The sequence below is a fragment of the Pseudomonas sp. 22085 genome (assembly GCF_052045815.1).
GTDB classification, from domain to species: domain Bacteria; phylum Pseudomonadota; class Gammaproteobacteria; order Pseudomonadales; family Pseudomonadaceae; genus Aquipseudomonas; species Aquipseudomonas glycinae.
In genome coordinates this window covers 156,171-179,262 of record NZ_JBQEQA010000007.1, presented here as the reverse complement: position 1 = coordinate 179,262, position 23,092 = coordinate 156,171, and the positions used below count along the sequence as shown (strand labels likewise).

The window sequence follows — 23,092 nt, the reverse complement described above, 5'->3', positions numbered from 1 at the left end:
CCGGAAGGCTGTTGGCAAAGTCTTTTCTGGAGTTCTCATGAATCTGCCCCTGATTCTCAACTTGCTGGTGTTCCTCGCCCTGCTCTTCGGCCTGGCGCAAACCCGCCACACCTCGTGGAGCCTGGCGAAAAAAGTCCTGCTCGCGCTGGTGCTGGGCGTGGCATTCGGCGTCGCGCTGCACACGATCTACGGTGCCGGCAACCCGGTGCTGAAAGCCTCGATCGGCTGGTTTGATCTGGTCGGCAACGGTTACGTGCAACTGCTGCAAATGATCGTGATCCCGCTGGTATTCGCCTCGATCCTCAGTGCCGTGGCCCGTCTGCACAACGCTTCTTCGCTGGGCAAGATCAGCTTCCTGACCATCGGCACGCTGCTGTTCACCACCGCGATTGCGGCGCTGATCGGCATCGGCCTGACCAACCTGTTCGGCCTGACCGCCGAAGGCCTGGTTGCCGGCACGCAGGAAATGGCCCGTCTGCAAACCATTCAGACCGACTACGCCGGCAAGGTCGCCGACCTGAATGTGCCGCAACTGCTGCTGTCGTTCATCCCGCAGAACCCGTTCGCCGACCTGGCCCGGGCCAAGCCGACCTCGATCATCAGCGTGGTGATTTTCGCTGCGTTCCTGGGGGTTGCCGCGCTGCAACTGCTCAAGGATGACGTCGAGAAAGGTCAGAAAGTGATCAACGCCATCGACACCCTGCAAGCCTGGGTGATGCGCCTGGTGCGTCTGGTGATGAAGCTGACCCCCTACGGCGTGCTGGCGCTGATGACCAAAGTGGTCGCCGGTTCCAACCTGCAGGACATCATCAAGCTCGGCAGTTTCGTAGTGGTCTCGTACCTCGGCCTGGGCCTGATGTTTGTGGTGCACGGCTTGCTGGTGTCGGCGGCCGGGATCAACCCGCTGCGTTTCTTCCGCAAGATCTGGCCGGTGCTGACATTCGCGTTCACCAGCCGCTCCAGCGCAGCGAGCATTCCGTTGAGCATCGAAGCGCAGACCCGTCGTCTGGGCATTCCGCAATCGGTGGCAAGCTTCGCTGCTTCGTTCGGCGCGACCATCGGCCAGAACGGCTGCGCCGGTCTGTACCCGGCGATGCTGGCGGTAATGGTTGCGCCAACCGTCGGCATCAACCCGCTGGATCCGCTGTGGATCGCGACGCTGGTGGCGATCGTGACCCTGAGTTCGGCTGGTGTGGCGGGCGTGGGTGGCGGTGCGACCTTCGCCGCGCTGATCGTGCTGCCGGCCATGGGCTTGCCGGTTTCGCTGGTGGCGTTGCTGATTTCGGTCGAGCCGCTGATCGACATGGGTCGCACGGCGCTGAACGTGAGCGGTTCGATCACCGCTGGCGCGATTACCAGCCAGGCGATGCAGCAGACCGACAAGGCACTGCTGGATGCCGATGAGCATGCGGAGCTTGCTCAGGCATAAGTCTTGATACTGATCGTTCCCACGCTCCTGCGTGGGAATGCCTCTAGGGACGCTCCGCGTCCAGTGACGCAGAGCGTCACGGGCTGCATTCCCACGCGGACGGTTCGACGCCTCGACGTGGGAACGATCACATTGAGCTAAACCCGCTCCCAGACTTCGAAGTTGTAAGCCGGTTTGTCGCCTTCAGCCGGATTCGGCACGTTCGACACCAGTTTCCACTGGTTCAGATCGAACTCCGGAAACCACGCATCGCCTTCCGGGCTCAGTGCCACACGGGTCAGATACAGACGATCCGCCTGCGCCAGCCCCTGCGCATACAACTGCGCCCCGCCAATCAGCATCAACTCATCGACGCCCTGCTCTTTCGCCCACGCTTCGGCGCGAACCACGGCCGCTTCCAGCGACGGATAGACTTCCGCGCCTTCCAGCACCAGATCGGTCTGGCGGCTGACCACGATGTTCAAGCGGCCCGGCAGCGGACGACCCAGCGAATCCCAGGTCTTGCGACCCATGATGATCGGCTTGCCGAGCGTCGTGGCCTTGAAGTATTTGAAGTCCCCCGGCAGGTGCCAAGGCATGCTGTTGTCGATGCCGATCACACGGTTTTCACCGAGGGCTGCAATCAGGCTGAGGGGGAGTGATTTAGTCATGCCGGCGAGGATACCAGAGCCGCCCTTACCCCGATAAGCGCCACAGCGGTTATGCTCACGGCTCAATCAAGCAACGGGATGCCGCGTGACTGAACTGACTTCACTGCAAAACCTCTGGCTCACCGAAACCGTGCGCCTGCGCGAAGAACACGCAGGCCCGCTTGACGATCTGGAAGCCAATCGCCTGGCCCGCGCGGCCGGCGGCGATCTGCCGGGACGCATTCAACGCCGCGCCCTGTGGCTGGCCGAGCGCGATGGCCTGACCTCCGCACTCAAGCACTGGCTGCAAGGCGCACGCCTGGCGCTGGTGCTGCTGGCGATCTTCGCCGTGTTGAGCGGCGCAGGGCTGGCCTTCGCCGCACTGGGCCAGACGCCGGTCAATGTGTTCTGGGCGCTGGGCAGTCTGCTCGGGCTGAACCTGATTCTGCTGCTGAGCTGGTCGCTGGGGCTGATCTTCGCTGGCGAACACGGCACCACCCTCGGCCGCTTGTGGCTGTGGCTCAGTGAAAAACTCGCCCGCGATGCCAAGGCTGCCCAACTGGCGCCGGCCCTGCTGTTGATGTTGCAACGCAAGAAGCTCAATCGCTGGGCGCTCGGCACGCTGGTCAATGGCCTGTGGTTGCTGGCGATGGTCAGCGCGCTGGTTTTGCTGCTGACGTTGATGGCGACCCGGCGCTACGGCTTCGTCTGGGAAACCACGATTCTCAGCGCCGACACGTTCATCAACATGACCCAGGCCCTCGGCGCATTGCCGGCGCTGCTGGGCTTCAACGTGCCGACCGTGGACATGATCCGCGCCAGCGGCGACACCGCGCTGAACATCGAAAGCGCCCGTCAGGCCTGGGCGACCTGGCTGGTCGGCGTGCTGGTGGTGTACGGCGTACTGCCGCGCCTGCTGTTGGCGCTGTTTTGCTTCTGGCGCTGGAACAGCGGCAAAGCGGCGTTGCGGCTGGACCTGAACCTGCCCGGCTACGCCCAACTGCGCGAACGCCTGATGCCGACCAGCGAACGCCTCGGCATCACCGACCCCGAGCCTGCGCAATTGCACCGCGTCGAAAGCACCGTCGGCGAACACGCCAGCGACGGCGCGCTGCTGGTGGCGATCGAACTCGACGATCAACACTCATGGCCGCCGACACTGCCGAAAAACGTCAGCAACGCCGGCATCCTCGACAGTCGCGAATCGCGCAACAAACTGCTCGAACAGCTCAGCCGCTTCCCGCCGGCGCGCCTCGCGATTGCCTGCGACCCACGACGTTCGCCGGATCGCGGCAGCCTGGCGCTGATTGCCGAGCTGGCGCGCAATGCCACTGCGACCCGTGTCTGGTTGTTGCAGGCGCCGCAAGGACAAGCGCTGGATGCCGAACGCCTCGGTGACTGGCACGTGGCGTTGCAACAACTGGAACTGCCGTTCGCCGATTGCGCCCCGTTGAACTGGCTGGAGCACGGACATGACTGATGCCTGGAAAGCGCCGCTGAAACTGGCGGTGGTCGGCCACACCAACGTCGGCAAGACTTCGCTGCTGCGCACCCTGACCCGCGACGTCGGCTTCGGCGAAGTCTCCCATCGCCCGAGCACCACGCGGCATGTCGAAGGTGCACGGTTGTCGGTGGATGGCGAACCGTTGCTCGACCTCTACGACACGCCCGGTCTGGAGGACGCCATCGCCCTGCTGGATTTTCTCGAGCGTCTGGAACGCCCCGGCGAACGCCTCGACGGCCCGGCACGGCTGGCGCGGTTTCTCGATGGCAGTGAAGCGCGCCAGCGTTTCGAACAGGAAGCCAAGGTGCTGCGGCAACTGCTCGATTCCGATGCCGGCCTGTACGTGATTGACGCCCGCGAACCGGTGCTGGCCAAGTACCGCGACGAACTGGAAGTGCTGGCCAGTTGCGGCAAGCCGCTGCTGCCGGTGCTGAATTTCGTCAGCAGCGCCAACCATCGTGAACCGGACTGGCGTGAAGCACTGGCACGCCTCGGCCTGCACGCGCTGGTGCGTTTCGACAGCGTCGCCCCGCCGGAAGATGGCGAGCGGCGGCTGTATGAAAGCCTCGCACTGTTGCTGGAAAACGCCCGCCCACAACTTGAACGGCTGATCGCCGATCAACAGGCCCAACGCCTCGCCCGCGAGCAGAGCGCCGCACGGCTGATCGCCGAATTGCTGATCGACTGCGCCGCGTGCAGACGCAGTGTGGCGAGCAACGCCGAGCAGGAACAACAGGCCATCAGCGAACTGCGCAAAGCCGTGCGCCAGCGCGAACAACGCTGCGTCGAGGCGCTGCTCAAGCTCTACGCCTTCCGCCCGCAGGACGCCGCCGCCAGCGATCTGCCGCTGCTCGACGGGCGCTGGGGCGATGACCTGTTCAACCCGGAAACCCTCAAGCAACTCGGCGTGCGGGTCGGCGGCGGGATTGCCGCCGGAGCCGCAGCCGGTGCGGGTGTGGATTTGCTGGTCGGCGGCATCACCCTGGGTGCCGCCGCCCTGGCCGGTGCCATTGCCGGCGGCGCCCTGCAAACTGCCCGCAGCTACGGCAACCGCCTGCTCGGCAAGATCAAAGGGCAGCGAGAGCTGACGGTCGACGACAACGTGTTGCGCCTGCTGGCCCTGCGTCAGCGGCAACTGTTGCAAGCGCTGAACGCCCGAGGCCATGCGGCGATGGATGCCGTTCAGGTGGCGACGCCGCAGGACAAGACCTGGCGCGAGGGCAAGTTGCCGGAGGCGCTGAACATTGCCCGGGCCCACCCGCAATGGTCGTCGCTCAACTCGCATCCGAAACTGAATCAGGCACAGCGTCAGGAACAGATCGACGAGCTGGTCGGCAAGGTTCTCGAACTCTAGAACCAGCCGAGCTTGAGGAACTGTTTGACCAGCGCCGTCACCCGGCTGCGATCGGTGCGATTGGCCCGCCCGTCGTTGTCGACGTCCGAACACAGGACAACCTCGAAGCGGCCATCGTTATCCAGGTCGTGGACGGCGGCTTTGTAAGCGATGGTTTCGCCCTGGTGAAAGTGCAGCCTCACTGATTCCGGCGTTCCATCGCTGCCGGGGTTCAGAGCGAAGATCCGCAGATGTCGCGTGTCCTCGTCGGCCGCGTTGAACCAGGCGCATTTCAGATAGGTTCGGGTGAAGCTGCGCAGTTGCGCGACTTCACGGGCAGAGGCTTCGCGCCAATCCTGTTCGGTGTGATGAAAGCGCAACTGGACAGTTTCCCCTGCGCCGCTGCCGGATCGATCCCGGGCAATCACTTTCATAAAACGCATCCGTGCGCTCCTTCGGCAAAAAAACAGTCTGGGCCGAAGGGGCAACACGCGCCATGCACCGTTTCCCGGTTTGGCGTAAGAAGGTTCAGCGCGCCTCGCGGGACAGCACGGTAACAGCCTTGCCCTTCAACAACGCAAGATCCATCACCGGCACGGCCATCTCCTTCGCCAGCTCATCCCACTGGCGCATCCGCAGACTGACGGCGCACAACGGATCCTGCTCGAACGCATCGGCTTCAGCCTCGGTCATCACTCCGCCCTGATATTCCAGGGTGCGGCGACTGGCTTCGCTCAAGCGGTGGTAATAGCCCGATTTCCTGAGCGTCAGATAGCGCTTGGCCTGGACGTGATATTCCACCAGCCGCGCCATGCGTTCGCTGAAGCCGGCCTCACGCAAGTAATCCGCGCCGAGGCGTTCGTGGCTGACCACGCCGTAACCGCCCATGTTCTCCGCGCCTTCGGCACACAAATGGCCGATGTCGTGGAAGAACGCAGCGAGCACCACTTCGTCGTCAAAGCCTTCGGCAATGGCCAGTTGCGCTGCCTGGGACATGTGCTCGATCTGCGACACCGGTTCGCCGATGTAGTCGCTGGCGCCGAAGCGCTCATAGAGGCCGAACACCCGATCGATGACTTGCTCATGACTCAACATCAGTGCTCTCCAAAAAGCTGTGCAACATTGCGCTCGGCCATGGCCGGGCCAACGCTCATGCCGACGCCGCTGTGCATCAGCGCCACACTCAGCCCCGGCGCCGGACGCAGGAATGAAAACGGCCCCGGTCCCCGGGAACCATAGACACCCTGCCAGCGCTCGACCACTTGCACCTTGCAGCCGAGGGTGTGCTCGGCCAGTTCGAGCATCCAGTTGTCGACCTGCTCGGCGTTGAACGGTGATGGATCGCTGCCGTAATGGTGCGAATCGCCGATGATCAGCTCGCCATAAGGTGTCGGGCTGATCAGCAGGTGAATGCCGTTTGCCTGCAGGTGCGGTTGTTCGCGCAGGATTTGCGCCTGCACTTCCGCTGCTTCCGGCAGGTCAGCGAAGGCGCCGTAATGCACGCAGCTGAGGCCGGTGAGCAAGGCGTGTTGCAAGTTCAGGTCGATCTGCGGCCGGACGCGGAGCATTTGCAGGCGGCAGATTTGCGGGTCGAGGGCGGCAATCGGCTCGGCCAGCAAGGTCTGATAATCGTGGCCGGAGCAGACGATGATCTGTTCGGCGGAGAAGATCCCGGCGGTGCTGTGCAGACGCCCCGGTTCGACGTCGCGCACCAGCGTCGAGAAGTGAAACTCGACCTTGAGTTCGCGGCGCAGATATTCGATCAGCGCCGGAATCGCTTCCCGGGAATACAGCTGCTGATCGTCCATGCCATGCAGCGCGGCGCGGTGATGGCTGAACTGACCGCCGTACAAATCGCGCAACGCGGCACCGCGCAGCAGCTCGACGCGGTAGTCGTGCTCGACGGCGCGCCCGGCGCAGAACGCTTCGAGCAGAAGCTCTTCGGCTTCGGAGCGGGCGAACAGGTACGAGCCGTTGCGCTTGAGTTGCAGGCCGGCGAGCTGCGCCCACTGGCCCCAGATGTCGCGGCTGGCCTTGGCCAGTTCGAGCATCGGACCCGGTGGCTGACCGGTGACCAGCGCCTGGCCGAAGTTGCGCACCGAAGCGCTGAGCGGCGTGGCGGTGCGCTCGAAAACCGTGACATTGAGACCGCGCCGGGCGGCGGCATAAGCGTGGGACAGGCCCAGGATGCCGGCGCCGACGATCAGCAAGTCTTTGTGTTGTGTCATGCAGCTACCTCAATGATCGTTCCCACGTTGATCGTTCCCACGCTCTGCGTGGGAATGAATACCGTGACGCTCTGCGTCACAGAGGACGCGGAGCGTCCTTGGCTGCATTCCCACGCGGAGCGTGGGAACGATCAAAGTTCCGTCAGGGAACGATCGGGTAAGAAGATTTACTTGGCAGCGACTTTCTCGGACTTGCCGTCATAGCGCTTGCGCCATTCGCTCAGGATCTCGTCGCGGTTCTTCGAGGCCCAGGCGAAGTCGTTCTTGATCAGGCGCTGCTCGTAGTCGGCCGGCAGTTCGGTCTGCGGCTTGGCGATGCCCGGTTGGGCGAGGACAGCGAAGTTTTCCTTGTACAGGTCCATCGCCGGGGCGCTGGCGGAGAAGTCGGCCAGTTTCTTCGCGGCTTCTTCATGCGGCGTGCCTTTGATCACGGCAGTCGCCTCGATCTCCCAGCCCAGGCCTTCCTTCGGCAGGATGATGTCCAACGGCGCGCCCTGGCGCTTCAGCTGAACGGCCGGGTATTCGAAGGAAATCCCGATCGGGAATTCGCCCGCTGCCGCCAGTTTGCAAGGTTTGGAGCCGGAGTGAACGTACTGGCCGATGTTCTGGTGCAGGCCGTCCATGTAGGCCCAGCCCTGCTTCTCGCCGAAGGTTTGCAGCCAGGCGCTGACGTCGAGGAAACCGGTGCCGGACGAGGCCGGGTTCGGCATCACGATCTTGCCTTTGTACTCAGGCTTGGTCAGGTCCTGCCAGCTCACCGGTTTGGTCAGGCCCTGTTTTTCGGCCTCGACGGTGTTGAAGCAAATGGTTGCGGCCCAGACGTCCATGCCGACCCAGGCTGGCGGGTTGGCGGCGTCGCGGTAGTTCGCGCCGATCTTGCCCAGATCCTTTGGCGCATAGCTTTGCAGCATGCCTTGCTGATCGAGGATCGCCAGGCTCGACGCCGCCAGGCCCCACACCGCGTCAGCCTGCGGGCGATCCTTTTCGGCCAGCAGTTTGGCGGTGATGATCCCGGTGGAGTCACGCACCCACTTGATCTCGACGTCCGGGTTGGCCTTTTCGAAGGCCTCTTTGTAGGCCTTCAACTGCTCGGCTTCGAGGGCGGTGTACACCGTCAACTCGGTTTTTGCCGCGAAGGCATTCAGGCTGAAAGCAGCGAGCACAGCAGCGGCCAGGGCCATAGGCTTGAACATGATCGTTTTCCTGTCTTTTGAGTTGAGGGGGAGTTGAACGGGATGGAATCAGTGGCCGGGCGCCGTTTGCCGCCAGGCCTGGGAACGGCGCAGCAAGCCGCGCGAAGCCCACGCCAGCAGCAAGGACACGCCCGCCGAGGTGAACAGAATCAGGGTCGACATCGCCGCCGCGCCGCCGACGTTGCCGGCGTCATCCATATTCAGCACCGCCACCGCCGCGAGGAGGGTGTCGGGGCTGTAGAGGAAAATCGCGGCGGACACGGTGGTCATGGCCGAGACGAACAGATAGCGCACGATGTCCAGCAGCGCCGGCAGGCAGATCGGCACGGTGACCCGCAGGTAATGCCGGTACAGCGGCGCCTTGAGCGACAGCGCGGCGGCTTCGAACTCGGCATCGAGCTGGCGCAGCGCGGTGGTGGCGGTCATCTGCGCGGTGGTCAAATAGTGAGCAATGGTGCAGACGATCAGCAGGGTCATGGTCCCGTACAGCACGTGCAGCGGGTTGCCGGTCAGGTTGAAGAAGAAGACGTAACCCAGACCCAACACCAGGCCCGGCACCGCCATCGGTACGAAACTGAGCATGCGCAGTGTCAGATTCAGCCCGCGCTGGCTGCGGGTCTTTTCCATCAGGTAGGCGCCGGTGAAGATCAGCACGCTGCCGATCAACGCCGTGCCCAGCGCCATCTTCAAACTGTTGCCGTAGGCCAGCCAGCCACCGCCGGCGGTCTCGTTGAACTGGTAGTGGTTGAGCGACAGCGACAGGTTGTACGGCCAGAACTTCACCAGCGACGAGAACACCGCCATGCCGAACACCAGCAGCAACGCGGCGCTGATCAGCAGGACCACGCTGAGATAAAAGGCATCGCGCTTCCTCGATGGCGCCGGTTTGAACACCTGGGCGCGGCCGCTCATGGCGTCGCCGTGACGCCTGCGCAGCCAGGCATCAACGCCAAAACTGAACAGTGCCGGCAGCAGCAGAACCATGCCGATCAACGCGCCGCGACCGAACTGCTGCTGGCCGACCACCGCTTTGTAGGCTTCCAGCGCCAGCACCTGATAGTCGCCACCGACCACCACCGGTACACCGAAATCGGTGATGGTCAGGGTGAACACCAGACAGAATGCGGCAAACACGGCCTGACGGGTCGCCGGCCAGGTGATGCTGCGGAAGGCTTTCCCTGACCCCGCGCCCATGCTCGACGCAGCGTCGAACAGTCGCGCGTCCGCCAGCGACAGGGCTGACAGCAAAATCATCAAGGCGTGTGGGAAGGTGTAGATCACCTCACCCAGAACAATGCCCCAGAAACCATAGATGTTGTCCGCCAGCAGCCCGCGCAACATCCCCTGATTGCCGAACAGATAGACCAACGCGATCCCCGGCAACATCGACGGCGCCATCAGCGGCAGCAGCGAAATCCCGCGCCAGAGGCCTTTGCCGGGAATCAGCGTGCGCTGCAAAGCGTAGGCAAACAGGTAGGCCAGCGGTACGACGATCGCCGCGACGCTGAGGGAAACCTTCAGGCTGTTGCCGAGCAGCCAGTGGAAATTGTCGCTGCTCACCAGTTCCTTGGCGGCGAGCCAGCCACCGCCCTGCCCGGCTTCGCTGCTGAAGCCGCGCCAGAAGATCGCCAGCAATGGCAACAGCACCGCCACACCGAGCAGCACCAGCAGCAGGAGTTTGCCGCCGAGGACGAAGATCCGGTCGCCGACCTCGGCCCCGGACATCTGCCGCGCCTGCTTTTGCGGTAGCGGCAGTGCGAAGTTGCTGTTCATCAGGCAAACACCTGCAGGCTGCGTGGCGGCAAGGCGACCATGATCTGCTGGGCGCCGAGGCGCGGCATGGCTTCCGGTGCCAGTTCAGCGAGCAAGGCGTGGCCGGGCAATTGATCGAGCTCGAAGCTCATGCGGCAGCGGTTGCCGAGGAAAGTGATCTCGCGGACTTTGGCCGGGAACAGGTTTTCTTCGTGCACCAGCGGATTGACGTTGATCGCTTCCGGGCGGCAGAACAGTCGGCCCGACGGACTGTGGACGCTGCCGTCGGCCAGGCGCAGGTTCATCCCGCCGACCTTGGCGTGGCTGTCGCTGCTGCGCTGGAACGGCAGCCAGTTGCCCTTGCCGACGAACTCGGCCACGAACGGCGTGGCCGGGCGGTTGTAGATGTCCTGCGGGGTGGCGTACTGCTCGACCTTGCCGTTGTTCATCACGGCGATGCGGTCGGCCATCAACATGGCTTCGTCCTGATTGTGGGTGACCATCAGGGTGGTGATGCCGAGGTTGCGTTGCAGTTGACGCAGCTCGGTGCACAGATGCTCGCGAACCCGGGCATCGAGGGCCGACATCGGTTCGTCGAGCAGCAACAGCGACGGCGCGGGGGCCAGGGCGCGGGCCAACGCCACCCGTTGCTGCTGGCCACCGGATAACTGGCCCGGGTACTTTTTCTCACTGCCGGTGAGGCCGACCAGTTCCAGCATCTGACCGACGCGACGGCGCACTTCATCGCGACCGCTGCCGGCGAGGCCGTAGGCAATGTTCGCTTCGACGGTCAGATTGGGGAACAGCGCGTAGGACTGGAACAGAATGCCGTAGTCCCGAGCCTGGGGCGCGAGGTGGGAAACGTCGCGCTCGCCGAGATACAACTCGCCGCTGTCCTGTTTCTCCAGGCCGGCGATGCAACGCAACAATGTTGTCTTGCCACAGCCCGACGGGCCGAGCAGACACACCAGCTCACCGGCCGCGACATCGAGGGAGACGTTATCCAGCGCCGTGAAAGCGCCGAAACGCTTCTGCACGCCGCGCACTTTCATCGGTGCGCCGGGGTTGGTCAGGGCAGTTGCGATTGCAGGGTTCATGGACAGGCCTCATCAAGCAGATGAGACGAATCCTAGAGTTGTAATGCGTCGGTCATATGGCAGTGAGGCAAAAACGACCGATAGTGGTATTCAGGGATTTTGGTTCACCGCGGATCGCGGATCGTTCCCACGCTCTGCGTGGGAATGCAGCCCGGGACGCTCCGCGTCCCAAGAGCGGACGCAGAGCGTCCAATGAGGCATTCCCACGCAGAGCGTGGGAACGATCATTACGATCAAGCCGGGGACATTTCCTGCGCCAGTCCGAGAAACGCCGCCGGCAACCGGGCGTTCTTGCGTTCCTTGAGGCAGTAAAGGTATTCGGGGATCTGCGGCGCATTTTCGAGCGTCAGCACCCGCAACTGCGGATCGTGCGGCACTTCCTGGCGGGCGATGATGCTGATGCCGATGTTGCGCAGCACTGCTTCGCGGATCGATTCGCGGCTGCCGATTTCCAGCAACGGGCCGAAACTGACGCCGGCGCTGGCCAGCAACTCTTCGGTGAGCCGTCGAGTGGTCGAACCCGGTTCGCGCATCAGCAAGGTATGCCCGGCCAGCGCGCTCAGCGTGACATGATCGTGCGCCGCCAGCGGATGATTGCGATGCACCGCCAGCACCAGCGGGTCGCTGCCGAGCACACGGCGGATCAGCCGGGAATCGTCGAGCAATTGCGACGACGCCGCGACATCCACCCGGTAATCCTCCAGCGCTTCGAGCACCTGCTGCGAGTTGCCGATTTCCACCGACACCTCCACCTGCGGCAGACGCTCGCGGAAGGTCTTCACCAGATCGAGGATGTAATACGGCGCGGTGGCGGCGATGCGCAGCGTGCCCTGCACCTGGCCGCTGTTGCGCAGGAAGAACTCGATATCGGCTTCCTGCTGCAACAAGGCTTTGACCATCGGCAACAGCCGCGTGCCTTCGTCGCTGACACTCAGGCGCCGGCCGCCCCGGTAGAACAGCTCCACCGAATACTGGCTTTCCAGATTGCGGATCTGGGTGGTCACGGTCGGTTGGCTGAGGCCGAGCTTTTTCGCCGCCAGCGTGATGCTGCCCAAGCGGGCCACCATGTAAAACGCTTTCAGCTCGGCACTCAGCACAACCGCCCCTCTTCCTCTATTTGCGCAGCAGGCGCAAACCGTTGAACACCACCAGCAGGCTCACGCCCATGTCGGCAAACACCGCCATCCACATGGTGGCGAGCCCGGCGAAGGTTACCCCAAGAAAGATCGCTTTGATCACCAGCGCCAGTGCGATGTTCTGTTTCAGGATAGTGGCGGTATCGCGCGACAGGCTGATGAAGGCCGGAATCTTGCGCAGATCGTCGTCCATCAGGGCGACATCGGCGGTTTCAATCGCCGTATCGGTACCGGCCGCCGCCATCGCAAAACCGATCTCCGCCCGAGCCAGTGCCGGCGCATCGTTGATGCCGTCGCCAACCATACCGACCCGACGGCCCTGCGCGTACAGCTCTTCGATGGCCTGCAGTTTGTCGGTCGGCAACAAGTCGCCCTTGGCCTGATCGATGCCGACCTGCGCCGCAATCGCCTGCGCGGTGTGGACGTTGTCGCCGGTGAGCATCAGGGTTTTCACGCCCAGTTCGTGCAGTTGGCGGATCGCCTCGCGGCTGGTTTCCTTGACCGTATCCGCCACGGCGAACAGCGCCAGCGGGCCGGAGCGGTCGAGCAGCAGCACCACGGACTTGCCCTGTTTCTCCAGCGCGAACAGCTTTTCTTCCAGTTGCGGCGAGCACAGGCCCAGTTCTTCCACCAGACGGTGGTTGCCCAAGTGGTAGACCTGACCGTTGACCTCGCCCTTTACCCCACGGCCGGCCAGCGCTTCGAAGTTATCCACAAGCAGAGCCGCGAAACCTTTATCCACAGCCGCATTGGCGATGGCCAGCGATACGGGGTGATCGGAGCGACCGGCCAGCGCGGCGGCAATCGCCGGGGCCGTGGCGTCGGCGGTCGGGTCGAGGGACAGGTAATCGGTCTGTACCGGTTTGCCGTGGGTGATGGTGCCGGTCTTGTCGAGGGCCAGATAGTCGAGCTTGAAACCGCCCTCCAGGTACACGCCGCCCTTGACCAGAATGCCTTTGCGCGCCGCAGCCGCGAGGCCACTGACGATGGTCACCGGAGTGGAAATCACCAGCGCACACGGGCAAGCGACCACCAGCAGCACCAGCGCGCGGTAGATCCAGTCGAACCACGCGGCGCCCATGAACAGCGGCGGGATGATCGCCACAGCCAAGGCCAAAACGAAAACCACCGGGGTGTAGATTTTCGAGAATTGATCGACGAAGCGCTGGGTCGGCGCCCGCGCGCCTTGCGCCTGTTCCACGGCGTGGATGATCCGCGCCAGGGTGGAATTGTTCGCCGCTGCGGTCACCGAATATTCCAGCGAACCGGCCTGGTTGATGGTGCCGGCGAAGACTTTGTCCCCGATGGTTTTTTCCACCGGCAGGCTTTCGCCAGTGATCGGCGCCTGATCGATGGTCGAACTGCCGCTGACGACTTCTCCGTCCAGCGCAATACGCTCGCCTGGTTTCACCCGCACGCGGGCGCCGAGATCGATGCTTTTCACATCCATTTCGACCCAGTTGCCGTCCGCCTGCAACACAGTGGCCTGCTCCGGCGTCATCTGCATCAGGCCGCTGATGGCGTTGCGTGCGCGGTCCAGCGAGCGCGCTTCGATCAGCTCGGCCACGGTGAAAAGGAACATCACCATCGCCGCTTCCGGCCATTGGCCGATCAATAAGGCGCCGGTCACGGCGATACTCATCAGGGCGTTGATGTTGAGGTTGCGGTTCTTCAGGGCGATCCAGCCCTTCTTGTAGGTGGTGAGGCCGCCGCTGAGGATCGAGATCAGCGCGATGATCGCCACCACCCAGGTCGGGGCGGCGCTGGTGAAGTGGATTACTTCGGCAGCGAGCGCACCAACGCCGGACAGTGCCAGCGGCCACCAGTGTTTCTTGACGGGAGCGGCGGTCGGGGAATCCACGCCCGCCTCCAGCGGCTCGGCCTGCATGCCGAGGGATTTGATCGCGTCGATGATCGGCGCGGTGTCCGGCAAATTGTGGGTCACGCCGAGCACGCGGTTGATCAGGTTGAATTCCAGCTGCTGGATCCCGGCCAGTTTGCCGAGCTTGTTCTGAATCAGGGTCTGTTCGGTCGGGCAGTCCATCGCTTCGATGCGGAAGCTGCTCAGCCGGGCGTCGGCGCTTTTTGCCTCGCTCAGTTGCACCAGTGACGGCGCAGCGGCTTTCGACGAGCAGCACGAGTCTTCACTCGAATGAGCCGGCGCAGGCGTAACGGTTTTCGACCCGCAGCAGGAATCGCCACCGTGGGCATGTTTATGCACAGGCTGCAGTCTGTGACTGTGGTCGTGCCCGTCGCCGGGCTTGTGGGTGTGCAGGGAATCGCTCATTGGTCGCGTCCATGAAGGTGCCTGTTGCCAAGTAAAGACCCTGTAGCCACTATAGGGTCAAGCACCCTTTTGGAGATCGCTGTCATGAAGATCGGAGAACTGGCGAAACAGACTGATTGCGCTGTGGAAACCATCCGCTACTACGAGCGCGAAAACCTGCTGCCGGAGCCGGCCCGCAGCGACGGCAACTACCGTGTCTACACCCAGGCCCACGCCGAGCGCCTGACCTTCATCCGCAACTGCCGCACCCTCGACATGACCCTCGAAGAAATCCGCAGCCTGCTCGCCTTGCGCGACAGCCCGCAGGATCAATGCGAAAGCGTGAATGCGCTGATCGACGAGCACATCCAGCACGTCAAGGCGCGAATCGATGGGTTACAGGCATTGCAGATGCAACTGCTCGACCTGCGCCAGCGTTGTGGCGAAGGGCCGGAAGCGGATCAGTGCGGGATTTTGCAGCGGCTGGAAGTCAGTGGCGGGGTTGTGGCAACCGAAGTCGAACATTCCCATGTGGGCAGAAGCCACGGCCACTAACGATTGACGCTCGTTCCCATGCTCCGCGTGGGAATGCCGCCATGGACGCTCCGCGTCCAAAGTGACGCGAAGCGTCACGGGATTCATTCCCACGCAGAGCGTGGGAACGATCCTGCCGACTAGACCGCCATCGGCGCGGTCATCGGCGCATGGTGCTCGTAGCCTTCCAGCGAGAAGTCCCTCGGCTCCACCAGCTCCAGCCATTCCGGCTGATAAACACCGGTCTTGGCAAACTCCGGCACGCGGTCCGAAATCTTCAGCTTCGGCATGGCGAACGGCTCGCGCTTGAGCTGTTCGTTGAGCATGTCCAGGTGGTTTTCGTAGACGTGGGCGTCACCGATGAAATAGGTGAACCAGCGCGGCGTGTAGCCGGTCAGGCGACCGATCAGACTCAGCAGCGCAGCGCCTTCGGTGAGGTTGAACGGCGTGCCCAGGCCCAGGTCGTTGGAGCGGATGTAGAGGGTCAGAGAAATCTCTTTGGTCTCGACATTCGGGTGGAACTGGTACAGCAGATGGCACGGCGGCAAGGCCATTTCATCGAGCTGGGCGCAGTTCCAGCCGTGGAACAGGATGCGCCGGCTGCCCGGGTCCTTGATGATCGTGTCGACGCACTGGCGCACCTGATCGATGGCTTTGTACAGCACCACGTAGGCCTGGCCGTCTTCTTCGCCCTGGGCAATCTGCTTGTAGCCGTTGCTCAGGGTTTGTTCGATGGCGGTGGTGTTGCTCAGCGGGATCTGCTTGTACGCCGGCCATTTGCGCCATTGCACGCCGTAGATTTCGCCGAGGTCGTCTTCGCCCTGACGGAACGGATTGGCCAGCCACTGGGCGTTTTCGTTGGCGTTCTGATCCCAGACCTTGCAGCCCAGCGCACGGAATTCGGCGGCGTTGTTCACGCCACGCAGAAAGCCGCACATCTCGCCGATGGCCGATTTGAAGGCCATCTTGCGGGTGGTGATCGCCGGGAAACCTTCCTGCAGATCGAAGCGCAGCATGGCGCCCGGAAAGCTGATGGTGTTCACGCCGGTACGGTTGGCCTGTTTGGTGCCGTTGTTGATGACGTGCGACACCAGATCGAGATATTGCTTCATGAGTTACCTGTGTCCTTGAGCCCCGGCAGACGTCGCCGGGGTTCGAATATTTAAGCTGTCGGTGCAACCGGCGCCGCCGGGGCGCGGTGGTAGGCCAGCCAGATCAGGAACAGCCCGCCGATGATCATCGGTACGCAGAGTACCTGACCCATGGTCAGCCAGTTCCAGGCCAGATAGCCCAGTTGCGCGTCCGGCACGCGGACGAATTCGACGATGAAACGGAAGATGCCATAGAACAGCGCGAACATGCCCGAGACCGCCATGGTCGGCCGCGGCTTGCGCGAGAACAGCCAGAGGATCAGGAACAGCGCCACGCCTTCCAGAGCGAACTGATACAGCTGCGACGGGTGACGCGGCAGTTGCGCCGGGTCGCTGAACGGCGGGAATACCATGGCCCACGGCACGTCGGTAGCCTTGCCCCACAGCTCGGCGTTGATGAAGTTGCCGATGCGTCCGGCGCCCAGACCGATCGGCACCATCGGCGCCACGAAGTCCATCAGTTGGAAGAACGACTTGCCGTTACGCTTGCCGAACCACAGCGCGGCCAGCATCACGCCGATGAAACCGCCGTGGAACGACATGCCGCCCTTCCACACTTCGAAAATCAGTGTCGGGTTGGCCAGGTAAGCGCTCAGGTCGTAGAACAGCACATAGCCCAGACGCCCGCCGACAATCACACCCATCGACAGCCAGAACACCAGGTCGGACAGCTTTTCCTTGGTCCAGGTCGGGTCGAAACGGTTGAGCCGGCGCGATGCCAGCAGCCACGCGCCGCCGATGCCGACCAGGTACATCAGGCCGTACCAGTGGATTTTCAGCGGACCGATGGCCAAAGCCACCGGATCGATCTGCGGGTAAGGCAGCATTGCGACTCCTCGTTAGCATTCAAATCTTCAAAAATTCCCGGGCGACGCTGTCACCTCAGGATTAAGCCAGGATTGCGACCTGCCAAAACCGACGGCTCAGAACAGAAAGCTCAGGCCCACGCAAAACAGCAAAGCCGCGAACAGCCGTTTCAGCAACTTCGGCGACATCCTGTGCGCCAGCCGCGCGCCGAGACGGGCGAACACCATGCTGGTCAGCGCAATGCCGAGCAGTGCCGGCAAATACACAAAACCGAGACTATGGGCCGGCAGCAACGGATCATGCCAGCCCAGAATCATGAAACTTATTGCACTGGCCACAGCAATCGGCAGACCGCAGGCCGACGAGGTCGCCACCGCCTGCTGCATCGGCACGCTGCGCCAAGTCAGGAACGGCACGGTCAGCGAGCCGCCGCCAATCCCGAAAATCGCCGATGCCCAGCCGATCACACTGCCGGCCACGGTCAGACCGAGTTTACCCGGCACCGTTCGGCTGGCCTTGGGCTTGACGTCCAGCGCCAGCTGCGCCGCGATCACCAGGGCGAATACACCGATGATCTTTTGCAGGTTGGGTCCGGAGATCGCTTCGGCGGTCAATGCACCGAAACCGGCGCCGAGCAGAATGCCGACGGTCATCCAGCGGAAGATTGGCCAGCGCACCGCGCCGCGTCGATGATGCTCGCGCACCGCGTTGACCGACGTGAAGATGATCGTCGCCAGGGACGTGCCGACCGCCAGATGGGTCAGGATCGACGGATCGAAGCCCTGCAAGGTGAAACTGAACACCAGCACCGGGACGATGATGATCCCGCCGCCCACCCCGAACAGCCCGGCCAGTACGCCCGCACAGGCGCCCAGCGCCAGATAGAGCAGAAATTCCATGACTGCCTCCCAAGGCACGTCCCCAAAACCGGAGCGGCATGGTAACGGATGGATACCCTTCGGCTCCACTGGCGATGGATGCACGGACGATGTCTGCGTAGAGTGGGCAAAAAACACACAAGGACCACCTTATGTGCCTGATTGTTTTCGCCTGGCGGCCGGGGCATGCCCAGCCACTGATCGTCGCGGCCAACCGTGACGAATTCTACGCCCGGCCCAGCCTGCCGCTGGCGCAATGGCCCGAGTCGCCGCAGGTTCATGCCGGACGGGACCTTGAGGCCGGGGGAACCTGGCTCGGACTGGGTGCCAACGGTCGTTTCGCGGCGCTGACCAACATTCGCGATCCGCATCAGCCGCCGGCCCGACGTTCTCGGGGCGAGCTGGTGGCGGGATTTCTGACCGCAAACCTGTCGATCGATGACTACTTGTCCGACGTTGTCGCCCGTTCGCCGGACTATGCCGGCTTCAACCTGCTGCTGGGCAATGCCAACGAGCTGTGGCACTTCAATGCGCGGTCTTCGGAACCGGTGATGTTGCAGCCCGGCGTCTATGGTCTGTCCAACGCCGGGCTGGATACACCGTGGCCGAAACTGCTCAAGGCCAAAGCGGCATTGAGTGCTGTGCTGGATGATCCGCAGCCCGAGCGGTTGTTGGCTTTATTGAGCGATGCGCAAACGGCACCGTTTGCCGATCTGCCGGACACCGGCGTGGGGCTGGCGACCGAGTCGTTGTTGTCGAGTGTGTTTATTGCCAGCCAGAGTTACGGGACGCGGGCGAGTACGGCGTTGATCGTGCAGGCTGATGGGACGCGGCGGATGGTGGAGCGCAGTTTCGGGCCGTATGGCGGGCACTTGGGGGAAGTGGAAATTCTGATTTAGGCGTTGCTATACGGACGCCATCGCTGGCAAGCCAGCTCCCACAGGATGCTCGGTGGACACATATTTTGTGAACACTGGAGGAAACTGTGGGAGCTGGCTTGCCAGCGATGAGGCCCTCAGAATTTCAGAGGGATTTGACCGCCGCCGGATTGACCATCTTCGCCAACCCAAGATTCTTCAACGCCAGTTGCAGCGAGCTGTGGATCACCTGCGGGTTGTCGATGGTCATCAGTTCCGCCAGCAGATCCCTGGCCTTGCTCAGGTTGATCTGACGCAGCATCCACTTCACCTTCGGCAGGTTGGTGGCGTTCATCGACAGGCTGTCGAAGCCCATCGCCATCAACAGCACCGCTGCCGCCGGGTCACCGGCCATCTCGCCGCAGATGCTCACCGGCTTGCCTTCGGCATGGGCGTCACGTACCACGGTTTGCAGGGCTTGCAGCACCGCCGGGTGCAGGTAGTCGTAGAGATCGGCCACCCGTGGGTTGTTGCGGTCCACCGCCAGCAGGTACTGGGTCAGGTCGTTGGAGCCGACCGACAGGAAGTCCACCATCCGCGCCAGTTCCCGGGTCTGGTAAACCGCCGCCGGAATTTCGATCATCACGCCCACCGGCGGCATCGGCACGTCGGTGCCTTCGTCGCGCACTTCACCCCAGGCCCGGTGGATCAGGTGCAGCGCCTCTTCGAGCTCGTGGATGCCGGAGATCATCGGCAGCAGGATCCGCAGGTTGTTCAGGCCTTCGCTGGCCTTGAGCATCGCGCGGGTCTGCACCAGGAAGATTTCCGGGTGGTCGAGGGTGACGCGGATCCCGCGCCAGCCGAGGAACGGGTTGTCTTCCTTGATCGGGAAGTACGACAGCGACTTGTCGCCGCCAATGTCCAGGCTGCGCATGGTCACCGGTTGCGGGTGGAACGCGGCGAGCTGCTCGCGGTAGATCGCCAGTTGTTCCTTCTCGCTCGGGAAGCGCTGGTTGATCATGAACGGCACTTCGGTGCGGTACAGACCGACACCTTCGGCGCCGCGCTTCTGCGCCCGCGCCACGTCCGCCAGCAGGCCGGTGTTGACCCACAGCGGCATGCGGTGGCCATCAAGGGTCACGCACGGCAGGTCGCGCAGGGTATCGAGACCCAGCGCCAGTTGCTTCTCTTCCTCCACCACCTCGGTGAACTGCTTGCGCAGCACTTCGCTGGGGTTGGTGTAGACCTCACCCTTGGTGCCATCGACGATCATGTCGATGCCGTCAACCTTGGCGTACGGCAGGTCGACCAGGCCCATCACCGTCGGGATACCCATGGCCCGGGCGAGGATCGCAACGTGGGAGTTGCCCGAGCCCAGTACCGAGACCAGACCGACCAGCGTGCCTTCCGGCACCTCGCCGAGCATCGCCGGCGTCAGTTCTTCGCTGACCAGAATGGTTTTTTCCGGGTAGACCAGGTTTTGCTGGCGCTCTTCCTGCAGATAGGCGAGCAGCCGGCGGCCGAGGTCCTTGACGTCCGACGCCCGCTCACGCAAGTACTCGTCGTCCATCAGATCGAAGCGATTGACGTGATCGGTCACGACCTGGCGCAGCGCGCCCTGGGCCCATTGACCGGTCTTGATCACGTTGGTGATTTCGCTGCCCAGCGAGGCATCGTCGAGCATCATCAGATAGACGTCGAACAGCGCGCGCTCTTCCGGACGCAGCTGGGTCGCCAGTTTGGCCGACAACGCACGCATGTCGGCGCGCACGCCTTCGATGGCGGTCTTGAACAGCGCCAGCTCCGCGTCGATGTCGGTGATGGTTTTGTCCGGCACCACGTCCAGATCCGCCGGTGGCAACATGACCACCGCGGTACCGACCGCCGCACCCGGTGAACCCGGCACGCCGACGAACTTGGCTTCCTGAATGCCCTTGCCCTGACGGCCCAGACCACGGATGGAACCTGTGGCCTCGGCGTGAGCGATTACGCCCGCGAGCTGCGCGCTCATGGTCACGAGGAAGGCTTCTTCACCCTCATCGAACTGGCGGCGTTCTTTCTGCTGGATGACCAACACGCCGACGACGCGGCGGTGGTGAATGATCGGCGCCCCGAGGAACGAGGCGTAGCGCTCCTCGCCGGTCTCGGCGAAGTAGCGGTAGCGCGGGTGATCCGCGGCGTTTTCGAGGTTCAGGGGTTCTTCACGCGTGCCGACCAGGCCGACCAGACCTTCGTTGGGTGCCATGCTGACCTTGCCGATCGAGCGCTTGTTCAAGCCCTCGGTGGCCATCAGCACGAAGCGGTTGGTCTCTGGATCAAGCAGGTAGACCGAGCAGACCTGGCTGCCCATGGCCTCTTTGACGCGCAACACAATAATCCCCAACGCCGCCTTGAGATCCTTGGCGGAGTTAACTTCCTGGACGATCTTGCGCAGCGTATTGAGCATGGCTCGGGGTCGAACTCCGTCGTCAGTCGCGCGCTAAAAGGCGCGGGGCAAGCTCTTTGAGAGCGCGGCGATACACTTCGCGCTTGAATGTCACCACCTGGCCCAACGGATACCAATAACTGACCCAGCGCCAGCCATCGAACTCCGGTTTACCGGTCAAATCCATCCGCACCCGCTGCTCGTTGGAGATCAGGCGCAGGAGAAACCACTTCTGTTTCTGGCCGATGCACAGCGGTTGGCTGTGGGTTCGCACCAGACGTTGCGGCAAACGATAGCGCAACCAGCCCCGGGTACAGGCGAGAATTTCAACATCTTCGCGTTCCAGGCCAACTTCTTCGTTCAGCTCGCGGTACAAGGCGTCTTCGGGCGTCTCCTCGGGGTTGATTCCCCCTTGTGGAAACTGCCAGGCATCTTGATTGATACGGCGAGCCCATAGCACCTGGCCGGCGTCATTCGTCAGAATGATCCCGACATTAGGGCGGAAACCATCGGGGTCGATCACGGCAACAACCTCGCAAACGCATGTCGCCGCATTGTTCCACAAAGGTTGTGAAGGCGGCAACGAGGCTTCCTACCTTATGTGCACTCTTGTGAAAAGACCGTATTCTGGTCACCTTTTTACTGACTTTTCAGCGGGTAACTGCAATGCGCCTGGCTTTATTCGATTTGGACAACACCCTTCTGGGCGGCGACAGCGATCACGCCTGGGGTGACTATCTGTGCGAGCGCGGCTTCCTCGACCCGATCGCCTACAAGACACGCAACGACGAGTTCTACCAGGATTACCTGGCCGGCAAACTGGATAACGCGGCCTACCTGAACTTCTGCCTGGAAATCCTCGGCCGCACCGAGATGGCCGTGCTTGAGCAATGGCACAACGATTACATGCGCGACTGCATCGAGCCGATCGTTCTGCCCAAGGCGCTTGAGCTGCTGAAAAAGCACCGCGACGCCGGCGACAAACTGGTGATCATCACTGCCACCAACCGCTTCGTCACCGCACCGATCGCCGTGCGCCTGGGCGTCGAAACCCTGATCGCCACCGAGTGCGAAATGCAGGACGGCCGCTACACCGGACGCAGCACCGACGTGCCGTGCTTTCGCGAAGGCAAGGTGACGCGCCTGAACCGCTGGCTGGAGGAAACCGGGCATTCGCTGGAAGGCAGCTATTTCTACAGCGACTCGATGAATGACCTGCCACTGCTGGAGCAGGTGGCGAATCCTGTGGCGGTCGATCCGGATCCGAACCTGCGGGCCGAAGCCGAGAAACGTGGCTGGCCGGTAATCAGTCTGCGCGACTGACTACGCCTTCGTCGGAACGCCGCCCGGAGCAAGCACGCTCCCCCATTGGATCTGTGTCGCACACAATCCCCTGTGGGAGCTGGCTTGCCAGCGATTGGGTCGACTCGGTGTGAAGCCTTAAACCGGCTTGGCGCCCATCAGCCCGGCAATCGCGATAAAGCAGACCAACCCGAACAACGCCAGCCCCAGACTGAACCGGCCCACGCCGCCCGGCGTCTTGCGCAACCGGTTCAAGCGCACCAGCAGCCAGAACCACGCCAGCGCCGCCACGGTGTAGAGCACGCTCGAGGCCAGAATCCACGTCTGCCCCAGCGGCCAGCCCACCAGATGCACCATCCACCAGCCAGTGAACGGCATGCTCACCAGCGCCAACACGATCAACAGCCAGACAAACAGCCATGGCCGCTGCAACGTACGGCTGCCCGCCGTCGCATCACCGTTGCGCCGTGCGCGCCAGACCCAGATTCCCAGGCCCAGCGCACCGAGCAACAGCACCGCAGTTGCCAGCATGTGCGCCGCTTTCAGGGCGGTTAACGTTTCCATGATCCGA

At 63.0% G+C, this 23,092-nt stretch carries 21 protein-coding genes; 6 read left to right on the top strand and 15 right to left on the bottom strand.

The genetic code is table 11. The features are described from left to right. Positions 1-37: 37 nt before the first annotated feature. Complete coding sequence (locus ACTJK7_RS10810) at positions 38-1,429, top strand: L-cystine transporter (protein WP_007953434.1); 1,392 nt, start codon at positions 38-40, stop codon at positions 1,427-1,429. Positions 1,430-1,566: 137 nt separating this feature from the next. On the opposite strand, the gene ACTJK7_RS10805 is transcribed toward ACTJK7_RS10810, so the two are convergent. Next, positions 1,567-2,079 carry a dihydrofolate reductase gene (locus ACTJK7_RS10805; RefSeq protein WP_236195679.1) on the bottom strand — a complete coding sequence of 171 codons (513 nt, stop codon included), beginning with the start codon at positions 2,077-2,079 and terminating at the stop codon, positions 1,567-1,569. Between the two features lie 85 nt (positions 2,080-2,164). On the opposite strand from ACTJK7_RS10805, the gene ACTJK7_RS10800 reads away from it, so the two are divergent. Together ACTJK7_RS10800 and ACTJK7_RS10795 are read left to right on the top strand one after the other, a co-directional pair. Then, entirely contained in the window at positions 2,165-3,538 is a 1,374-nt protein-coding gene (locus ACTJK7_RS10800) for a DUF2868 domain-containing protein (RefSeq protein ID WP_440779502.1), read from the top strand. After that, positions 3,531-4,916 (top strand): GTPase/DUF3482 domain-containing protein, encoded by a 1,386-nt coding sequence (locus ACTJK7_RS10795; RefSeq protein WP_440779500.1) that lies wholly within the window; start codon positions 3,531-3,533, stop codon positions 4,914-4,916. Before ACTJK7_RS10800 ends, ACTJK7_RS10795 begins: the two co-directional genes overlap by 8 nt. On the opposite strand, the gene ACTJK7_RS10790 is transcribed toward ACTJK7_RS10795, so the two are convergent. The 8 genes from ACTJK7_RS10790 to ACTJK7_RS10755 form a co-directional block, all read right to left on the bottom strand. Next, positions 4,913-5,338, bottom strand: coding sequence for a hypothetical protein (locus tag ACTJK7_RS10790; protein WP_440779499.1), 426 nt, complete (start codon positions 5,336-5,338; stop codon positions 4,913-4,915). The two genes, ACTJK7_RS10795 and ACTJK7_RS10790, sit on opposite strands and share 4 nt — an antisense overlap. Before the next feature lie 85 nt (positions 5,339-5,423). Then, positions 5,424-5,990 carry a phosphonate degradation HD-domain oxygenase gene (locus ACTJK7_RS10785; RefSeq protein ID WP_440779497.1) on the bottom strand — a complete coding sequence of 189 codons (567 nt, stop codon included), beginning with the start codon at positions 5,988-5,990 and terminating at the stop codon, positions 5,424-5,426. Beyond that, positions 5,990-7,123: a TIGR03364 family FAD-dependent oxidoreductase gene (locus ACTJK7_RS10780; protein WP_440779495.1), complete on the bottom strand. Its 1,134-nt coding sequence runs from the start codon at positions 7,121-7,123 to the stop codon at positions 5,990-5,992. The genes ACTJK7_RS10785 and ACTJK7_RS10780 overlap by 1 nt, the downstream gene beginning before the upstream one ends. Before the next feature lie 167 nt (positions 7,124-7,290). Further along, complete coding sequence (locus tag ACTJK7_RS10775) at positions 7,291-8,316, bottom strand: putative 2-aminoethylphosphonate ABC transporter substrate-binding protein (RefSeq protein ID WP_108563491.1); 1,026 nt, start codon at positions 8,314-8,316, stop codon at positions 7,291-7,293. 48 nt (positions 8,317-8,364) lie between these two features. Next, positions 8,365-10,089 (bottom strand): putative 2-aminoethylphosphonate ABC transporter permease subunit, encoded by a 1,725-nt coding sequence (locus ACTJK7_RS10770; protein ID WP_440779493.1) that lies wholly within the window; start codon positions 10,087-10,089, stop codon positions 8,365-8,367. Then, positions 10,089-11,165: a putative 2-aminoethylphosphonate ABC transporter ATP-binding protein gene (locus ACTJK7_RS10765; protein WP_440779491.1), complete on the bottom strand. Its 1,077-nt coding sequence runs from the start codon at positions 11,163-11,165 to the stop codon at positions 10,089-10,091. The genes ACTJK7_RS10770 and ACTJK7_RS10765 overlap by 1 nt, the downstream gene beginning before the upstream one ends. Before the next feature lie 233 nt (positions 11,166-11,398). Beyond that, on the bottom strand, positions 11,399-12,262 hold the full coding sequence (locus tag ACTJK7_RS10760; RefSeq protein WP_108563493.1) for a LysR family transcriptional regulator: 864 nt from the start codon (positions 12,260-12,262) through the stop codon (positions 11,399-11,401). Between the two features lie 16 nt (positions 12,263-12,278). Beyond that, positions 12,279-14,588 carry a heavy metal translocating P-type ATPase gene (locus ACTJK7_RS10755; RefSeq protein WP_108563494.1) on the bottom strand — a complete coding sequence of 770 codons (2,310 nt, stop codon included), beginning with the start codon at positions 14,586-14,588 and terminating at the stop codon, positions 12,279-12,281. Between the two features lie 84 nt (positions 14,589-14,672). On the opposite strand from ACTJK7_RS10755, the gene cadR reads away from it, so the two are divergent. Beyond that, a complete protein-coding gene (cadR, locus tag ACTJK7_RS10750) occupies positions 14,673-15,122 on the top strand; it encodes a Cd(II)/Pb(II)-responsive transcriptional regulator (protein WP_108563495.1) in 450 nt (149 codons plus the stop codon). A 119-nt stretch (positions 15,123-15,241) separates the two neighbouring features. Here the strand turns inward: cadR and ACTJK7_RS10745 are convergent, their stop codons facing one another. From ACTJK7_RS10745 to ACTJK7_RS10735, 3 genes are all read right to left on the bottom strand, one after another. After that, the gene (locus ACTJK7_RS10745) at positions 15,242-16,213 is read right to left on the bottom strand and encodes a thymidylate synthase (RefSeq protein ID WP_108563496.1); all 972 of its coding nucleotides are present in this window, start codon (positions 16,211-16,213) and stop codon (positions 15,242-15,244) included. Positions 16,214-16,263: 50 nt separating this feature from the next. Continuing rightward, positions 16,264-17,079: a prolipoprotein diacylglyceryl transferase gene (gene lgt / locus ACTJK7_RS10740; protein ID WP_039767887.1), complete on the bottom strand. Its 816-nt coding sequence runs from the start codon at positions 17,077-17,079 to the stop codon at positions 16,264-16,266. A 96-nt stretch (positions 17,080-17,175) separates the two neighbouring features. After that, positions 17,176-17,958, bottom strand: a complete 783-nt coding sequence (locus tag ACTJK7_RS10735) for a sulfite exporter TauE/SafE family protein (RefSeq protein WP_108563497.1) — start codon at positions 17,956-17,958, stop codon at positions 17,176-17,178. Positions 17,959-18,089: 131 nt separating this feature from the next. Here ACTJK7_RS10735 and ACTJK7_RS10730 point away from each other — a divergent pair, with 131 nt between their 5' ends. Then, positions 18,090-18,836 carry an NRDE family protein gene (locus tag ACTJK7_RS10730; RefSeq protein ID WP_440779489.1) on the top strand — a complete coding sequence of 249 codons (747 nt, stop codon included), beginning with the start codon at positions 18,090-18,092 and terminating at the stop codon, positions 18,834-18,836. Between the two features lie 124 nt (positions 18,837-18,960). Here the strand turns inward: ACTJK7_RS10730 and ptsP are convergent, their stop codons facing one another. Next, complete coding sequence (gene ptsP, locus ACTJK7_RS10725; RefSeq protein ID WP_064380023.1) at positions 18,961-21,240, bottom strand: phosphoenolpyruvate--protein phosphotransferase; 2,280 nt, start codon at positions 21,238-21,240, stop codon at positions 18,961-18,963. Between the two features lie 22 nt (positions 21,241-21,262). After that, positions 21,263-21,742 carry an RNA pyrophosphohydrolase gene (locus ACTJK7_RS10720; RefSeq protein WP_003229203.1) on the bottom strand — a complete coding sequence of 160 codons (480 nt, stop codon included), beginning with the start codon at positions 21,740-21,742 and terminating at the stop codon, positions 21,263-21,265. A 143-nt stretch (positions 21,743-21,885) separates the two neighbouring features. On the opposite strand from ACTJK7_RS10720, the gene ACTJK7_RS10715 reads away from it, so the two are divergent. After that, positions 21,886-22,542: an HAD family hydrolase gene (locus tag ACTJK7_RS10715; protein ID WP_007953472.1), complete on the top strand. Its 657-nt coding sequence runs from the start codon at positions 21,886-21,888 to the stop codon at positions 22,540-22,542. A 117-nt stretch (positions 22,543-22,659) separates the two neighbouring features. Here ACTJK7_RS10715 and ACTJK7_RS10710 read toward each other — a convergent pair whose 3' ends face one another. After that, positions 22,660-23,085, bottom strand: a complete 426-nt coding sequence (locus ACTJK7_RS10710; RefSeq protein ID WP_108563500.1) for a DUF2269 family protein — start codon at positions 23,083-23,085, stop codon at positions 22,660-22,662. Positions 23,086-23,092: the final 7 nt, after the last annotated feature.

Coding starts and splice junctions, on each gene's coding strand:
- ACTJK7_RS10770 (WP_440779493.1), bottom strand. CDS start 10,089: ATGAACAGCAACTTCGCACTGCCGCTACCGCAAAAGCAGGCGCGGCAG.
- ACTJK7_RS10780 (WP_440779495.1), bottom strand. CDS start 7,123: ATGACACAACACAAAGACTTGCTGATCGTCGGCGCCGGCATCCTGGGC.
- ACTJK7_RS10765 (WP_440779491.1), bottom strand. CDS start 11,165: ATGAACCCTGCAATCGCAACTGCCCTGACCAACCCCGGCGCACCGATG.
- ACTJK7_RS10795 (WP_440779500.1), top strand. CDS start 3,531: ATGACTGATGCCTGGAAAGCGCCGCTGAAACTGGCGGTGGTCGGCCAC.
- ACTJK7_RS10745 (WP_108563496.1), bottom strand. CDS start 16,213: ATGAAGCAATATCTCGATCTGGTGTCGCACGTCATCAACAACGGCACC.
- ACTJK7_RS10805 (WP_236195679.1), bottom strand. CDS start 2,079: ATGACTAAATCACTCCCCCTCAGCCTGATTGCAGCCCTCGGTGAAAAC.
- ACTJK7_RS10730 (WP_440779489.1), top strand. CDS start 18,090: ATGTGCCTGATTGTTTTCGCCTGGCGGCCGGGGCATGCCCAGCCACTG.
- ACTJK7_RS10755 (WP_108563494.1), bottom strand. CDS start 14,588: ATGAGCGATTCCCTGCACACCCACAAGCCCGGCGACGGGCACGACCAC.
- ACTJK7_RS10715 (WP_007953472.1), top strand. CDS start 21,886: ATGCGCCTGGCTTTATTCGATTTGGACAACACCCTTCTGGGCGGCGAC.
- ACTJK7_RS10810 (WP_007953434.1), top strand. CDS start 38: ATGAATCTGCCCCTGATTCTCAACTTGCTGGTGTTCCTCGCCCTGCTC.
- ACTJK7_RS10785 (WP_440779497.1), bottom strand. CDS start 5,990: ATGTTGAGTCATGAGCAAGTCATCGATCGGGTGTTCGGCCTCTATGAG.
- ACTJK7_RS10790 (WP_440779499.1), bottom strand. CDS start 5,338: ATGCGTTTTATGAAAGTGATTGCCCGGGATCGATCCGGCAGCGGCGCA.
- ACTJK7_RS10710 (WP_108563500.1), bottom strand. CDS start 23,085: ATGGAAACGTTAACCGCCCTGAAAGCGGCGCACATGCTGGCAACTGCG.
- lgt (WP_039767887.1), bottom strand. CDS start 17,079: ATGCTGCCTTACCCGCAGATCGATCCGGTGGCTTTGGCCATCGGTCCG.
- ptsP (WP_064380023.1), bottom strand. CDS start 21,240: ATGCTCAATACGCTGCGCAAGATCGTCCAGGAAGTTAACTCCGCCAAG.
- ACTJK7_RS10775 (WP_108563491.1), bottom strand. CDS start 8,316: ATGTTCAAGCCTATGGCCCTGGCCGCTGCTGTGCTCGCTGCTTTCAGC.
- cadR (WP_108563495.1), top strand. CDS start 14,673: ATGAAGATCGGAGAACTGGCGAAACAGACTGATTGCGCTGTGGAAACC.
- ACTJK7_RS10735 (WP_108563497.1), bottom strand. CDS start 17,958: ATGGAATTTCTGCTCTATCTGGCGCTGGGCGCCTGTGCGGGCGTACTG.